This window comes from Cupriavidus sp. GW821-FHT02F09, assembly GCF_059421605.1.
This window is the reverse complement of the sequence record NZ_JBWKVH010000008.1, coordinates 156,555-171,964: the sequence shown is the minus strand read 5'-3', so window position 1 is coordinate 171,964 and position 15,410 is coordinate 156,555. Positions and strand designations below refer to the sequence as shown.

The window sequence follows — 15,410 nt, the reverse complement described above, 5'->3', positions numbered from 1 at the left end:
GTGGATGCGCAATTGAGCAGGGGTCTGGCGGCGGCAGGCCGCGGGCGATCAGCGATGGGCGGACGGCAGCGTGCCGGCGCCACGCTCGGAGCGGGTGCGCTGCTCCAGCTTTTCCAGCCGCTTTTCCAGCCGGGCGAGGTCGTCGCGCAGCGCGCTCACACCGGCGCCGAACTCGTCGAGCGCCGCGTGGCGCACCAGGGTCGGCTGCTCGTCGAGCAGGTATTCGGTCACGTTATCGACCAGCGCGCGGCCCACCCGCGTGGCCTGGGCATGCACCTGCTGCACGCCGTCCACCACCCGTTGCGCCACGCTGTCGCTCACCGGGCCGCCCAGGATGCCGCGCAATGCGCGCGACAGGTCCTCGGCCGCATCCCAGCGCAGGTTGCGGGCCAGCGTGGAGACCGTGTTGGCCAGCTCGGCATCTCCCTCGATGCGCACATGCCTCATCGCCGCCGCCTGGCCGCCGCCCGCCACATCCGAAGCCACCAGCGGCCACAGCTGCAGCGGCACGGTCAGCGTGACCGCCGGGGTTTCATCCACCGCGGCCAGCTCCGTCAGGCCCTGTCCCGTCACCTTCAAGGCGAGCGTGAACGCGGCCGCGTCAAAGCGGATGATGCGCCCGGCGAAGGGCTGGAGCATGGTGGTTGCCCAGGGCTCCTGTTCCAGCAGGTGGTTCAGGGCGGTGATCGGGGGGGTGGCCAGGGGGGTGGGGAGGGTGGTCATGATTGGGTGGGGCTGGGGGCGGGCCTTTCAGAAGGTGTTAGTGGTTGATCAGTTCTAAAATCTAAAGTCAAAATCAACTTCAACTACTTGAATACAAAGGCAACTGCAGTTTCACCGCCCCTGCGGGGCGGCGACCTACTTTTTTGTCTTGCCAAAAAAGTAGGCAAAAAAGGCGCGCCGGATGGGGCGACACCCCCTCGGGATTTCACGAAAAGAGCGGCCGGGACCCAAACTCGCATCGCCTTAAGGCGATACTCAGACATGGGTCCCTCTTTTCCGCTCTTTTCGCCGGATCCCGAGGCGCCCCATACGGCATAGGTGAACCTTGACGGCTCGCTTCGCATCGCGCTGGGGTGTGGCCCGCCCTGCGGGCGGGCCACACGGCTACCAATCGTTACTTTGGCGGACCGGCTCTTGCAAAAAAGGCCTGCCCTCTTCCCCATCACCCGCAGCGGGAGGCGCGTAAACCAATGGTCAACCCAAACCTTGCAGGTTGTAGCCGTGTTTTCCGCCCGTGGGGCGGCAAACACCGTCCCGCGATGCGAAGCGAGCCGTCAAGGTTTTCCTAGCCCGTATGGGGCGCCTCGTCGGCAGGCAAAAAGAGCGGAAAAGAGGGGGCCATGTTTGAGTATCGCCTTAAGGCGATGCGAGTTTGGCCCCCGGCCGCTCTTTTTGTCTGACGGCGAGGAGGCTTTCGCCCCATCCGGGTCGCCTTCTTTGCCTACTTTCTTGGCGAGACAAGAAAGTAGGTCGCCCCCCGCAGGGGGGTGAAACCGCCTTTGACTTTGACTTTAACTTCCAAGTCAAACAACAGAATCCCCCCACCCCACAAACAAAAAAAGCCCACGTTTTCACGTGGGCCTCCATTCTATGCCACCTGCCGGCCTTGGACCTGCCGGCGAGGCACTCCCTGCACTCAGGAAGTTTGTTGGATCCCTGCCAGCAGCCAGCCGCCGGGGCCGCTTACCGGCTTGGCCAGGTTCCAGACTTCGGCGAAGGACTGCGCGGGATCGCCAGCCTTTTCGCGGATCATGCCGGAGAAGCGCACGCTGGCCAGATGCTGGGCCGGGCTGTCTTCGATGCCGAGCAGTTCGGCTTCCAGCGTGACCACGTCGGTCTTGTTGACCTCGGCGCCGCGTTCGGACAGGTCCATCTTGATCTCGGCGAACATTTCCGGCGTGGTGAACTCGCGGATGTCTTCAAGATTGCCGGCGTCCCAGGCTGCCTGCAGGCGGACGTAGTAGATCTTGGCATTGCGCAGGAAGGCTTGGGTGTCGAAGTCGGCCGGCACGCCCCAGGGCTGGGCCGCGCCTGCGGCTGCACCAACGGCGGCGCCAGCCATCACCGGTGCGGCGGACTGCATCGAGGCGACGGAACCGGGCGCAGGCATCACCGGGTTGGGTGCGCCGACCGGCACTTGCTGGCGCAGGACCGGTTCGTTGCTGCCACCAAATCCGTTACCCGAGCCGCTGCCGGCACCGGCTGCCGCACCTGCATAGGCCGGTTGCTGCGGCGCCTTGGCGCCGCCGCGGAACTTGCGGATCAGCCAGATTGCGGCGAATGCCACCAGGGCGATCAGGATCAGGTTGGACAGGAAGCCCATGGCGGCGCCGCCCAGGCCGAAGTGCGACAGCAGCCAGCCAATACCCAGGCCGGCGGCGATGCCGCCGAGCATGCCACCCCAGTTACGCTTGGGCGCCGCAGCAGCAGCAGCGCCGGCGCCTGCTGCTGCGGGCGCGGCTTGCTGGGCCGGTGCCTGCTGCGCGGGCGTCTGGTTCGGCGATTGCTGTGCCGGTGCCTGCTGGCGTTGCGTCACGCCGGACGATTGCTTGCCGATGCTGCGCGACCCGCCGAGGCGTTTGGCATTGGCGTCGAGCGCCATGCCGAGGGCAAGCGTGCCAATCAGCACACCCGCCATGAATTTTGCGCGAAATAGCGACATATCAGTGCTTCCCCTGTTAAGTTCGCTCATTTTTCTTTGAGCCTATATCAGTCTAGTACTTTCGCCCGACGTGGAGTGCCACCACTCCCGCCGTCAGGTTGAAGTATTCGACATTCTCCAGGCCCGCATGTTCCATAAGACGTACAAGTGAAGCCTGGTCTGGATGCATTCTGATCGATTCGGCCAGATAGCGATAGCTATCGGAATCCTGTACCACGCGCTGCCCCAGCCACGGCAGGAACTTCAGCGAATACATGTCGTAGGCCTTTTCCAGCGGCTTCCACACCTTGGAGAACTCCAGCACCATGACTTTGCCGCCCGGCTTGATCACCCGGCGCATCTCTGACAATGCCACCTCCTTGTGCGTCATGTTGCGCAGCCCGAAGGACACGGTGACGAGGTCGAAGTGGTTGTCCGGGAACGGAATCCGCTCAGCATCACAGAGACAGGTGGGGACGACGATGCCTTTATTCAACAAGCGGTCCCGTCCAACCCGGAGCATCGACTCATTGATATCGGTCAGCCAGACCTCGCCGGTGGGCCCGGCCTGGCGTGCGAAGGCCTTGGCCAGGTCGCCGGTGCCGCCGGCGATGTCGAGCACCTTGAAGCCAGGCCGCACGCCGGCCTGCGCGATGGTGAACATCTTCCACAGCCGGTGCATGCCGCCGGACATCAGGTCGTTCATGACGTCGTACTTGTTGGCCACCGAATGGAAGACTTCGGCTACCTTGCCGGCCTTCTCTTCTTCCTTGACCTTCTCGAACCCGAAGTGGGTCTCGCTCATAACTCGCTCCAGAACTCAGTAATGGCCCGCGGGGGCACGCAATCTCAATGGCTGCCGCAGGCATGGCCGCCGGGGGCCACCATGGGGGCGTCGCGATCGACGCCGGCCGCGTCCAGCCGCTCCAGGTAGGACTGCCAGATGGCGTCCTGCTGGGCGCCCAGGCGGTAAAGCAGTTCCCAGGAATAGATGCCGGTATCGTGGCCGTCGGAAAAACGGATCAGGATGGCGTAGTTGCCGACCGGCTCCACCGCGGCGATGGTGACGTCGCGCTTGCCGGTCTGCAGCACTTCCTGGCCCGGACCGTGGCCCTGCACTTCGGCCGAGGGTGAGTTCACCCTCAGGTATTCGAACGGCAGCCGGAAGCTGGAACCGTTGTCAAAACCCACCTCCAGCACGCGCGACTGGGTGTGCACGGTAAGGGCGGTGGGATGGGGAGTATCTTTTTCAAGGCCTGCCATGATGGGTGGCGCGCGGCTGTGGGCGAGCCGCAGGTTGCGGCCACACCGGCCTTTACGCTTCGTGTACGACCCGATAGCTTACCGCAGCCGCCTCGCCTTGCCCATTGTGCTCCGCCTCCCAGTGCGCTCCGTCGGCCGCGACATAGCGCAGGCGCTTGCCATGGAAGGCGGCAACCGTGCTGCGGTGGGCGATGCTGATGATCGCCGCGCCGGGCAGGGAGTCCACCATCAGGCGGTACATCGCGCTTTCCGTTTCCTCGTCGAGCGCGCTGGTGGCCTCGTCCAGGAACAGGTAATCGGGCTTTTGCAGCAGGGCGCGCGCAAAGGCCAGGCGTTGCTGCTCGCCCGGCGACAGCCGCAGCGACCAGTTATCGAACACGTCGAGCTGCTCGGCCAGGGCGCCGAGCCGGGCTTCGCGCAGCACCTTCTGCAAGGCTTCACGGCTATGCACGGTGCCGGCGTCGGGATAAGCCAGCGCATCAGCCAGCGAGCCGATCGGCAGGTAGCTGCGTTGTGGCAGGAAAAGCAAGCTGGCCGCACGCGGCATGGCTACCTTGCCGCTGCCATAGGGCCAGATGCCGGCCAGCGCGCGGAACAACACGCTCTTGCCGCAGCCAGAGGGACCACTGACCAGCCAACGTTCGCCGGCGCCGATCTCCAGCGAGAACGGCGCCACCAGCGGCCGCTGCTGGATTTCGCCGCCATTGCCGGTGCGCACCGGCAGCGCCAGCGCGAGGGTGTCGATGCGGATGCCGTCGGTATCGGCCTGGTCCACCTCGATATCGCGCACACCGGTGTGCTCCTCGTCCTGCCGCTCGGCTACCCGGATGGCGTCGCGGAAGTCGATCAGCCGGTTGGCCGCGGCCTTCCAGCCGACCAGCGTCGCGTAGTTATCGACGAACCAGGACAGAGCGCCCTGCACCGACCCGAATGCGGAACTCACCTGCATCAACCCGCCAAGCGTCAACTTGCCGGCGAAGTAGCGTGGAGCGGCCACGATCAGCGGAAAGATGATGGCGAACTGGGCATAGCCGGAATTGACGAAGGTCAGGCGCCGCGTATAACGCATCAACTGGTTCCAGTTGGCGCGAATGCGGTCGAAGCGCGAGCGTAGGCCGGCCTTCTCGGTCGGTTCCCCCCGGTACAGCGCCACGGGCTCGCTGTTCTCGCGCAAGCGCACCAGCGTGAAGCGGAAATCCGCCTCGTACTGCTCCTGCTGGTAGCTCAGGCCAATCAGCGGCCGTCCCACCAGGTGGGCGATCAGCGAACCGATCACCGCGTAGCCGATGGCGAACCACACCATATAGCCGGGAATGATGATCTCATTGCCGCCGAGCATGAAGCTGATCGGCCCTGACACCGCCCACAGGATGCCGACGAAGGACAGCAGCGTTACCACTGAGTTGAGCAGCCCGAGCGACAGCGTCAGGGCGCCGTCGGTAAACGAGCGCAGGTCGTCAGCCAGCCGCTGGTCGGGGTTGTCGGTGGTATGGGTCTGCTCGATGCGGTAGTACGCCTGGTGACTGAGCCAGTGGTCCATGAAGCGCCCCGTCATCCACGTACGCCAGCGCATTTGCAGCATCATGGTGTAGTACTGGCGCGAGATGGCCGCCACGATGAAGAAGCCGGCAATCCACGAGAAACGGATCAGCAGCGCCTTGAAGGAGGCGTAGTCGTGCTGCTCCAGCGCGTTGTAGAACACGCGGGTCCAGTCATTGAGCAGCACGTTGATATAAACGATGCCGAGATTGAGCGCGACCACGAAGGCCAGCAGCCCGAGGCCGGCCTTGCGGTCCTCGGATTTCCAGTAAGGCTTGATCAGGTCCCACGTCTCAGCCACCCGCAGGCGGCTCTGGATCTTGAGGGCACGGGCCGGCACGGCCGGGCCTGGAACAGTAACGGAAGTCGGTGTGGACATGGCACCTTTCGCGCAAGCGGGCCATGGCAGATCCACCGGCCCCGCTCTTGTGGGAATGAAGACAACGGGTATTAGAAGACGGCGCTGCCCGGCTGGTTCCGGAAATTCAAAAAAACCGACAGCAATGCCAACACGGCACGGGTACGGCTAGGCCAGGCGTCAGCCTGCTTCGTCCAGTTTCGCCAGGGCCGCACGCAACGCCGGCAGGCGCTGCGCAAGGCCGGCCAGGCGCTCAGCATCAGGCTCGCGCTGCACAGCCGCCCAGACGGCTTCGGGAAAATGGGTGTCCCAGCGGTAGCGTGGAATGATATGCCAGTGCAGGTGCGGCACCATATTGCCGAAAGCGGCCAGGTTGACCTTGTCGGGCACCATGGTCTCGCGCACCGCGCGCTCCACCCGCGCCACCAGCCGCATCAGCCAGGCCTGGTCGTCCTCGGGCAGGTCGGTCTGCTCGGCCACGTGGCCATTCCACACCACCCTGCAGAAGCCGGGAAAGCGCTCATGCTCGACCAGGATGACCCGGGCGCGCTCACCACGCCAGACCAGTTCGCCGCCGTCGGTCTCGCACAGCGGGCAGTTGGGGACGAGGTTCATGCGGGCGCTCCCGGGACTCCGAGGGCGTCAGTCAAATACCCAGGGTTGGCTCCCCTCTCTCCCGCAAGCGGGAGAAGGGAGAAAACCAGTGGCACCGCCCCCGCCTCCCCCATCACACCAGCACCCGCTCGATGCCGCCCGAGTTGGCCTTGGCCACGTAGTCCGGCATCCAGTTCTCGCCCAGCAGGTGCTTGGCCATCTCCACCACGATGTAGTCCGCCGTGACCGTGGCGTCTTCCTTGTAGCGCGACAAACCCTGCAGGCAGGACGGGCAGCTGGTCAGGATCTTGACGTCGCCCACAAAGCCGTCGGTGCGCAGCTTGTCCGCGCCCTTGGTCATTTCCTCTTCCTTACGGAAGCGGATCTGGGTGGAAACGTCGGGGCGCGACACCGCGAGCGTGCCGGACTCGCCGCAGCAACGCTCGTTCTTCTCGATCTTGCCGCCGCCTTCATTGCCGCCCATCAGCTCGTTGACGAGCTTGGTCGGGTCCATGGTCTTGATCGGGGTGTGGCAGGGGTCGTGGTACATATAGCGCGTACCGGTCACGCCCTCCAGCTTGACGCCCTTCTCCAGCAGGTATTCGTGGATGTCGATGATGCGGCAGCCCGGGAAGATCTTGTCGAATTCATACCCGGCAAGCTGGTCGTAGCAGGTCCCGCAGCTCACCACCACGGTCTTGATATCGAGGTAGTTGAGCGTGTTGGCGACCCGGTGGAACAACACCCGGTTGTCGGTAACCATCTTCTCGGCCTTGTCGAACTGGCCGTTGCCGCGTTGCGGATAGCCGCAGCACAGGTAGCCCGGCGGCAGCACGGTCTGCACGCCCACATGCCACAGCATGGCTTGCGTGGCGAGGCCCACCTGCGAGAACAGCCGCTCCGAGCCGCAGCCCGGGAAGTAGAACACCGCCTCGGTCTCGGGCGAAGTCCGCTTCGGGTCGCGGATGATCGGCACGATCTCGTTGTCTTCGATGTCTAGCAGCGCGCGCGCGGTCTTCTTGGGCAGGTTGCCCGGCATCTTCTTGTTGATGAAGTGGATCACCTGCTCTTGCACCGGCGCGCGGCCCACCGTGGCGGGCGGATGCGCGGTCTGCTTCCTGGCGAACTTCTTGAGTACGTCGTTGCCCAGGCGCTGCGCCTTGTAGCCCCAGTCGATCATGACCTTGCGGGTCATGTTGATGGTCTGCGGGTTGGTGGCGTTGAGGAAGAACATCGACGCGGCAGTGCCGGGATTGAACTTCTTCTGCCCCATCTTGCGCAGCAGGTTGCGCATGTTCATCGACACGTCGCCGAAGTCGATCTTGACCGGGCACGGCGTCACGCACTTGTGGCAGACCGTGCAATGGTCGGCCACGTCGGAGAACTCGTCCCAGTGCTTGATCGAGATGCCGCGGCGGGTCTGCTCCTCGTACAGGAAGGCCTCCACCAGCAGCGAGGTCGCCAGGATCTTGTTGCGCGGGCTGTACAGCAGGTTGGCGCGCGGCACGTGGGTGGCGCACACCGGCTTGCACTTGCCGCAGCGCAGGCAGTCCTTGACGCTGTCGGCAATGGCACCGATATCGCTCTGCTGCATGATGATGGACTCATGCCCCATCAGCCCGAACGACGGCGTATAGGCATTGCGCAGGTCAGCGCCGGGCAACAGCTTGCCCTTGTTGAAGCGGCCCTGCGGATCCACGCGCTGCTTGTACTCGCGGAATTCGCCGATCTCGTCCTCGGTCAGGAACTCCAGCTTGGTGATGCCGATGCCGTGCTCGCCGGAAATCACGCCGTCCAGCGAGCGCGCCAGCGCCATGATGCGGGCCACCGCGCGGTGGGCGTCCTGCAGCATGTCGTAGTCGTCGGAGTTGACCGGAATATTGGTGTGCACGTTGCCGTCGCCGGCGTGCATGTGCAGCGCCACGAAGACGCGGCCGCGCAGCACCTGCTTGTGGATCTTCTGCGCTTCGTCGAGGATGGGCTTGAACTCGCCGCCGTTGAAGATATTGCGCAGCTCGGCGCGCACTTCGCTCTTCCAGGACACGCGGATGGTGCGGTCCTGCAGCAGGTGGAACACGGTGGCATCCGGCTGCTGCTCGAGGCGCGCCTCGAAAGCCTGGCCGAGCAGGCCCAGGCCGTGGCCGATCAGCGACGCGCGCGCGGTGGCCAGCGGCGTATCCAGGTGGTCCTGCAGGTAGGTCCAGCGCGAGCGGATCTCGCGCAGCAGCTGCAGCGCGTGCTGCACGCGGTCTTCCAGCAGCTCGGCGCTGGGGATCTCGTTAGCGTCGTCGCTGCGGCCCAGCGGCAGGTTGCCGCGCGCGAAGAAGGCTTCCAGCGCATCGGTCAGCTGGAGCTTGTTCTTGATCGACAGCTCGATATTGATGCGCTCGATGCCGTCGGTATACTCGCCCATGCGCGGCAGCGGGATCACCACGTCTTCATTGATCTTGAAGGCGTTGGTGTGCTTGGCGATGGCGGCGGTGCGCGAGCGGTCCAGCCAGAACTTCTTGCGGGCTTCCGGGCTGACCGCGACGAAGCCTTCGCCGCTCTTGCCGTTGGCCATGCGGATGACTTCCGAGGTGGCGCGGGCGACCGCGTCCTGGTCGTCGCCGACGATGTCGCCGATCAGCACCATCTTCGGGAAGGCGTTGCGCTTGCTCTTGGTGGCGTATCCCACCGCACGCAGGTAGCGCTCGTCCAGGTGCTCCAGGCCGGCCAGGATGGCGCCGCCAGGGGTGCGCGATTCGGCGTCGAGGTAATCCTTGATTTCCACGATGCTCGGAATGGCGTCGCGCGCCTGGCCGAAAAACTCCAGGCAGACGGTGCGCACATGCGCCGGCATGCGGTGCAGGATCCAGCGCGCGCTGGTGATGATGCCGTCGCAGCCTTCCTTCTGGATGCCGGGCAGACCCGCCAGGAACTTGTCGGTGACGTCCTTGCCCAGGCCTTCCTTGCGGAACTTGCGCCCTTCGATGGCCAGGGTTTCCGTACGCAGCGGCTTTTCGCCGGGCGCGCGGTTGCCGTCCGACCACTTGAGCTCGAAGGTGGCGACCGCCACGTCATGGATCTTGCCCAGGTTGTGGTCCAGGCGCGTGACTTCCAGCCAGTTGCCTTCCGGATCCACCATGCGCCACCAGGCCAGGTTATCCAGCGCGGTGCCCCACAGCACGGCCTTCTTGCCGCCGGCGTTCATGGCCACGTTGCCACCGATGCAGGAGGCATCGATCGAGGTCGGGTCGACCGCGAACACCAGCCCGGCCTTGTCCGCCGCATCCGCCACTCGGCGCGTCACCACGCCAGCGCCGGAGAAAATGGTGCCGACCTTGTGCGACACGCCCGGCAGGTCGGTCTGCTCGACCGGCCCGAGTTGTTCCAGCTTCTCGGTGTTGATGACCGCGCTCATCGGCGTCAGCGGCACGGCGCCGCCGGTATAGCCGGTGCCGCCTCCGCGCGGGATGATGGTCAGGCCCAGCTCGAAGCAGCCCTTGACCATGCCGGCGATCTCTTCCTCGGTGTCCGGGGTGAGGACCACGAAGGGATATTCCACGCGCCAGTCGGTCGCGTCGGTCACATGCGAGACGCGGGACAGGCCGTCGAACTTGATGTTGTCCTTCTGCGTGATGCGGCCCAGCACGCGCTGGGTGCGCTTGCGCAGGTCATAGGCGTTGGCGAACTCCTGCTTGAAGTCCTCGATGGCCTGCTTGGCAAAGCTGACCAGCTGCTCGACCCGGTGGGAGCGGTCCTCGGCGGCCGGCTCGGCGTGCTCGGCACGGTCGGCGGCACGGCGTTTTTCCACCTCGGAGAGCCGGTGGTGCAGTGCCGTAACCAGCATCTGGCGACGCTTGGGGTTCTCCAGCAGGTCATCCTGCAGGTAGGGATTGCGGCGCACCACCCAGATATCGCCCAGCACTTCGTACAGCATGCGGGCGGAGCGGCCGGTGCGGCGTTCGCCGCGCAGCTCGGCCAGGATACGCCAGGCTTCTTCGCCTAGCAGCCGGATGACAATCTCGCGATCCGAGAATGACGTGTAGTTATAAGGGATCTCTCGCAGGCGCGCAGGCGCATCCTGCGCGGCGAGTTTGGCATCGAGCACGAGTGGGGCGTTCATGGGGAGGGGACCGCTTCCTGTAGCGCACGGGGACGGTGCGCCGGATCGTCTTTAAAGGGCAATTGTACTTCAAGGCCTGCTTTCGCCGCACCGCAACATGGCAGAACCTTGCTTGGGCAAGGGTTGCCTTACCCTTGCCGTGCCGTGAGAGGCGCTAGCTAGAACAGGCTTTTGAGGCTGGCTGCGATGCCGTGCCAGAAACTATCCGGGATCCAGAGCAGGGCAATCGTCATGGCAAGGTAGCGCAGAAACTTGCCAATCGCCATGTAAACCAGGCTCGGCCAGAATGACAACCGGAGCCAGCCGGATAAAGTGCACAAAGGATCACCAATTCCGGGGAGCCACGATACCAGCAGGGTCGGCGGCCCCAGCCGGCGCATCCACCGGAAGTAGCGCGCATCCAGCGACGGCTTGCGCGGCTGGCGGGGATGGCGGCGGTGTTCGGCGTGCTCCTCCTCGTGCACGCGCTGCTGGCGCCGCTTGCGCAAGCGCACCACGGCCAGCTTGGCCGCGTAGCCAAGCCACCAGTCGATGGCGCCGCCCGCGGTATTGCCGAGCGTGGCGATGACGATGGCCGGCCAGAACAGATGCGGATTGAGCTTGATATACGCGAAGACCGCCGGCTCCGAGCCCAGGGGCAGCAAGGTGGCCGACACCAGGCTGACCACGAAGATAGCCGGCAAGCCCACCTTGGGCAGGGCAACGGTTTCGAACAGCCAGTCGATAAAGCCTTCCATATTGAGAGATCTGGTGCCGGAGCGAGGTGAATGCGGTGTGGCGGCCGGACGGCGGGCCATTCTAGCAGCGCCATCCTGCACGCCCGCGCCCGACGCCGTCCGCACCCTCTGGCAGCGCCAGGTGGCGAAGGGGCAACCCGCATGGCATGCGCCGGAGATTTGTGATTAACTGTTAGAGCATGTCGTGGCCAAACGTTCGTGGCACGGCATTGCCAGGCCATTGTCAGGCATTGACGGGCAGCACCGCAGTACCAACATCACGAAATAGCCGTACCCAACAAACGGCAGTAACGCGTCGTGGCCAGTCCCGCGCAGTTTTTTCGGGATTCAGGGATTGGTCGTGCACGTGTCCACCCACATGGAGACAAGCATGGCGATTCCTATCCGCCTGACCGTCAACGGCCGCGCCGTCGACGCGCAGGTAGAACCCCACACCCTTCTCGTCCAGTTCCTGCGCGAACAACTCCGCCTGACCGGCACCCATGTCGGCTGCGACACCGCCCAGTGCGGCGCCTGCACCGTGCACATGGACGGCCGCGCGGTCAAGTCGTGCAACATGCTGGCGCTGCAGGCGGATGGCGCCAGCATTACCACCATCGAAGGGCTCGCCCCGGAGGGCCAGCTCCACCCCATGCAGGAAGCCTTCCGCAACTGCCACGGCCTGCAGTGCGGCTTCTGCACGCCCGGCATGGTGATGAGCGCCATCGCCCTGGTCACGCAGCAGCCCAATGCCGACGCCGCCGCCATCCGCGAGCAGCTCGACGGCAACCTGTGCCGCTGTACCGGCTACCACAACATCGTGCGCGCGGTGCAGGAAGGCCAGTCCGCGATGCATGGCGTCAGCGCTGAATAAGGGGACCGCCATGAACGCACCTGACAACCAGCACAACCAACACCTGATCGGCGCCTCGGTCAAGCGCAAGGAAGACTACCGCTTTCTCACCGGCAACGGCCAATACACCGACGACATCGTGCTGCCGCAGCAAAGCTACGGCTACTTCCTGCGCTCGCCGCACGCGCACGCCCGCATCGTCTCCATCGACAAGACCGAAGCACTCGCCTCGCCCGGCGTGGTCGCCATCTTCACCGGCGACGACGTGGCGGCCGACAAGGTCGGCGGCCTGCCCTGCGGCTGGCTGATCCACAGCATCGACGGCAGCCCGATGAAGGAGCCGCCGCACCCCGTGCTGGCGCAGGGCAAGGCCCGCCACGTGGGCGACCAGGTCGCGCTGGTGATCGCCGAAACGCTGCAGCAAGCCAAGGACGCCGCCGAGAAGATCGACGTGCAATACGATGAGCTGCCCGCCGTGGTGAACACCGCCCACGCTGCCTCGGCCACCTCGCTGGTGCATGACGACGTGCCCGAGAACACCAGCTATGTCTGGGGCCACGGCGACCGCGCCGCCACCGACGCCGCCTTTGCCAAGGCCGCCCACGTGACCACATTGGAGATCATCAACAACCGGCTGATCCCCAATGCCATCGAGCCGCGCGCCGTCAATGCCAGCTACACCCGGCAGGACGACAGCTACACGGTCTATGTATCGAACCAGAACCCCCACGTGGAGCGTCTGCTGATGGGCGCCTTCGTGCTTGGCCTGCCGGAGTCGCGCCTGCGCATCATCGCGCCGGATGTGGGCGGCGGCTTCGGCTCCAAGATCTTCCTGTACGCGGAAGACGTAGCGCTGACCTGGGCCTCGAAGAAGATCAAGCGCCCGATCAAGTGGACCGCCGAACGCTCGGAGTCCTTCCTGACCGATGCGCACGGCCGCGACCACGTCACCAAGGCCGAGCTGGCGATGGACGCCGACGGCAAGTTCCTGGCCATGCGGGTGCACACCACCGCCAATATGGGCGCCTACCTGTCGACCTTCGCGTCCAGCGTGCCGACCATCCTGTACGCCACGCTGCTCGCCGGGCAGTACACCACGCCGGCGATCTATGCCGAAGTGCGCGCCGTGTTCACCAACACCGCGCCGGTGGATGCTTACCGCGGCGCGGGCCGCCCGGAAGCCACCTATGTGGTGGAACGGCTGGTGGAAGCCGCGGCGCGCGAAATGAAGATGGACCCGGCGGAAATCCGCCGCAAGAACTTCATCCACGACTTCCCCTACGCCACCCCGGTCGGCCTGACTTACGACACCGGCGACTACGAACCGTGCCTGGCACGCGCGCAGGAACTCGCTGACGTCAAAGGCTTTCCCGCGCGTCGTGAAGAAGCGAAGCAGCGCGGCAAGCTGCGCGGCCTGGGCTACTCCTGCTACATCGAGGCATGCGGGCTGGCGCCGTCGAATATCGCCGGCGCGCTGGGCGCGCGCGCGGGACTGTTCGAAGTCGGCGAGATCCGTGTCCACCCGACCGGCACCGTGACCGTCTTCACCGGCTCGCACAGCCATGGCCAGGGGCATGAAACCACCTTCGCGCAGATCGTGGCGGACCGGCTCGGCATTGCACTGGATGCCGTGGAAGTGGTGCACGGCGACACCGGCCGCGTGCCGTTCGGCATGGGCACCTATGGCTCGCGCTCGCTGTCGGTAGGCGGCTCGGCCATCATGAAGGCGCTCGACAAGATCGAAGCCAAGGCCAAGAAGATCGCGGCCCACTTGCTGGAGGCCTCGGACGCCGACATCGAGTTCAAGAACGGCACGTTCAGCGTGGCCGGCACAGACCGCAGCAAGACCTTCGGCGAGGTGGCGCTCACCGCCTACGTGCCGCACAACTACCCGCTCGACAAGCTGGAGCCGGGCCTGAACGAGAACGCCTTCTACGACCCGACCAACTTCACCTATCCGTCGGGCGCCTACATCTGCGAGGTGGAAGTCGATCCGGACACCGGCGAGAGCAAGGTGATCAAGTTCACCGCGGTGGACGATTTCGGCAACATCATCAACCCGATGATCGTCGAAGGCCAGGTACACGGCGGCATCGGCCAGGGCCTCGGCCAAGCCATGCTGGAGCAGTGCGTGTACGACGACGACAGTGGGCAGTTGCTGACCGGCTCCTACATGGACTACGCCATGGCGCGCGCCAGCGACCTGCCGGACTTCACGGTGGAGACCGCCAAGGGCACGCCCTGCACGCACAACCCGCTTGGGGTGAAGGGCTGCGGCGAAGCCGGCGCGATCGGCTCGCCGCCGGCCTTCATCAATGCGCTGGTGGATGCGCTCTCGCCGCTTGGCGTGCACGACATCCAGATGCCCGCCACGCCGCATCGCGTGTGGCAGGCCATCCGCCACGCGCAGGCCCCTAACTGAGATCGGAGGCACATCATGTACGCATTCAATTTCGAACGCGCCGCCGATACCAAGGCGGCCGTGGACAAACTCAAGGCGGACCCCGACGCCAAGTACCTCGGCGGCGGCCAGAGCCTGCTGGCCGCGATGAAGCTACGCCTGGCCGCGCCATCCGCGCTGATCGACGTAGCCCGCATTCCCGGCATGGCGGATATCCGTGTCGAGAACGATGAGCTAGTGATCGGCGCGGCGGCACGCCATGCCGACGTGGCGGCCAACGCCGACGTGCGCAAGCGCATTCCCGCGCTGGCCGCGCTGGCCGACGGCATCGGCGATCGCCAGGTACGCGCGATGGGCACGCTGGGCGGCTCGCTCGCCAACGACGATCCGGCCGCCTGCTACCCAGCGGCCGTGCTCGCGCTCAACGCCACGGTGGTCACCGACCGCCGCAATATCGCCGCAGATAGCTTCTTCAAGAGCCTCTACGAAACCGCGCTGGAACCCGATGAGCTGATCACCGCCGTGCGCTTCCCCACGCCGGACAAGGCCGCCTACATCAAGTTTCGCAACCCGGCATCGCGCTTCGCGCTGGTGGGCGTGATGGTGGCGCAGTTCGGCAAGGTCGTGCGGGTCGCGGTCACCGGCGCGGCCGACAGCGTGTTCCGCAGCGCACCGCTGGAGCAGGCGCTGGCAGCCAGCTTCACGCCGGCGGCAGCACGCGCGGTGGTGGTGGATGCAAGCAAGCTGAACACCGACTTGCATGCTTCCGCCGAGTACCGTGCGCACCTGATCCCGGTGCTGGCGGCGCGCGCGGTGGAGCAGGCGTTGAAGGGATAAGGGAGAAAGCCGGAGCGAAAGCGCCGGCACTCGCCAAGCCGGGCGTGTTCACTTCGAGCGCACGCCCGCCCTCTCCCCCAGCCCCTCTCCCACGTGG

Annotated in this window: 11 protein-coding genes; 3 read left to right on the top strand and 8 right to left on the bottom strand. The window is 65.4% G+C overall.

All coding sequences use genetic code 11. The features are described from left to right. Window positions 1-48 precede the first annotated feature (48 nt). The 8 genes from AC07XB_RS12330 to AC07XB_RS12295 form a co-directional block, all read right to left on the bottom strand. Window positions 49-723 carry a ubiquinone biosynthesis accessory factor UbiJ gene (locus AC07XB_RS12330; protein ID WP_492387280.1) on the bottom strand — a complete coding sequence of 225 codons (675 nt, stop codon included), beginning with the start codon at window positions 721-723 and terminating at the stop codon, window positions 49-51. Window positions 724-1,639: 916 nt separating this feature from the next. Beyond that, the gene (locus AC07XB_RS12325; RefSeq protein WP_492830546.1) at window positions 1,640-2,665 is read right to left on the bottom strand and encodes a Tim44 domain-containing protein; all 1,026 of its coding nucleotides are present in this window, start codon (window positions 2,663-2,665) and stop codon (window positions 1,640-1,642) included. Window positions 2,666-2,717: 52 nt separating this feature from the next. After that, entirely contained in the window at window positions 2,718-3,449 is a 732-nt protein-coding gene (gene ubiE, locus AC07XB_RS12320) for a bifunctional demethylmenaquinone methyltransferase/2-methoxy-6-polyprenyl-1,4-benzoquinol methylase UbiE (RefSeq protein ID WP_492376396.1), read from the bottom strand. 44 nt (window positions 3,450-3,493) lie between these two features. Beyond that, entirely contained in the window at window positions 3,494-3,907 is a 414-nt protein-coding gene (locus tag AC07XB_RS12315) for a gamma-butyrobetaine hydroxylase family protein (protein WP_492376395.1), read from the bottom strand. Between the two features lie 52 nt (window positions 3,908-3,959). After that, window positions 3,960-5,825: an ABC transporter ATP-binding protein/permease gene (locus AC07XB_RS12310; RefSeq protein ID WP_492376394.1), complete on the bottom strand. Its 1,866-nt coding sequence runs from the start codon at window positions 5,823-5,825 to the stop codon at window positions 3,960-3,962. Between the two features lie 159 nt (window positions 5,826-5,984). Next, the gene (locus AC07XB_RS12305) at window positions 5,985-6,419 is read right to left on the bottom strand and encodes an HIT family protein (RefSeq protein WP_183032725.1); all 435 of its coding nucleotides are present in this window, start codon (window positions 6,417-6,419) and stop codon (window positions 5,985-5,987) included. A 112-nt stretch (window positions 6,420-6,531) separates the two neighbouring features. Then, on the bottom strand, window positions 6,532-10,506 hold the full coding sequence (locus AC07XB_RS12300) for a DUF3683 domain-containing protein (RefSeq protein ID WP_492376393.1): 3,975 nt from the start codon (window positions 10,504-10,506) through the stop codon (window positions 6,532-6,534). 158 nt (window positions 10,507-10,664) lie between these two features. After that, window positions 10,665-11,243: a YqaA family protein gene (locus AC07XB_RS12295; protein WP_492830545.1), complete on the bottom strand. Its 579-nt coding sequence runs from the start codon at window positions 11,241-11,243 to the stop codon at window positions 10,665-10,667. Window positions 11,244-11,613: 370 nt separating this feature from the next. On the opposite strand from AC07XB_RS12295, the gene AC07XB_RS12290 reads away from it, so the two are divergent. From AC07XB_RS12290 to AC07XB_RS12280, 3 genes are read left to right on the top strand one after another with little or no spacing between them, the layout of a single operon-like run. Continuing rightward, window positions 11,614-12,096 (top strand): (2Fe-2S)-binding protein, encoded by a 483-nt coding sequence (locus AC07XB_RS12290; protein ID WP_416047565.1) that lies wholly within the window; start codon window positions 11,614-11,616, stop codon window positions 12,094-12,096. 10 nt (window positions 12,097-12,106) lie between these two features. After that, entirely contained in the window at window positions 12,107-14,497 is a 2,391-nt protein-coding gene (locus AC07XB_RS12285; RefSeq protein ID WP_492376390.1) for a xanthine dehydrogenase family protein molybdopterin-binding subunit, read from the top strand. A gap of 15 nt (window positions 14,498-14,512) precedes the next feature. Then, window positions 14,513-15,313, top strand: a complete 801-nt coding sequence (locus AC07XB_RS12280) for an FAD binding domain-containing protein (protein ID WP_492376389.1) — start codon at window positions 14,513-14,515, stop codon at window positions 15,311-15,313. The last annotated feature ends 97 nt before the right edge of the window (window positions 15,314-15,410 follow it).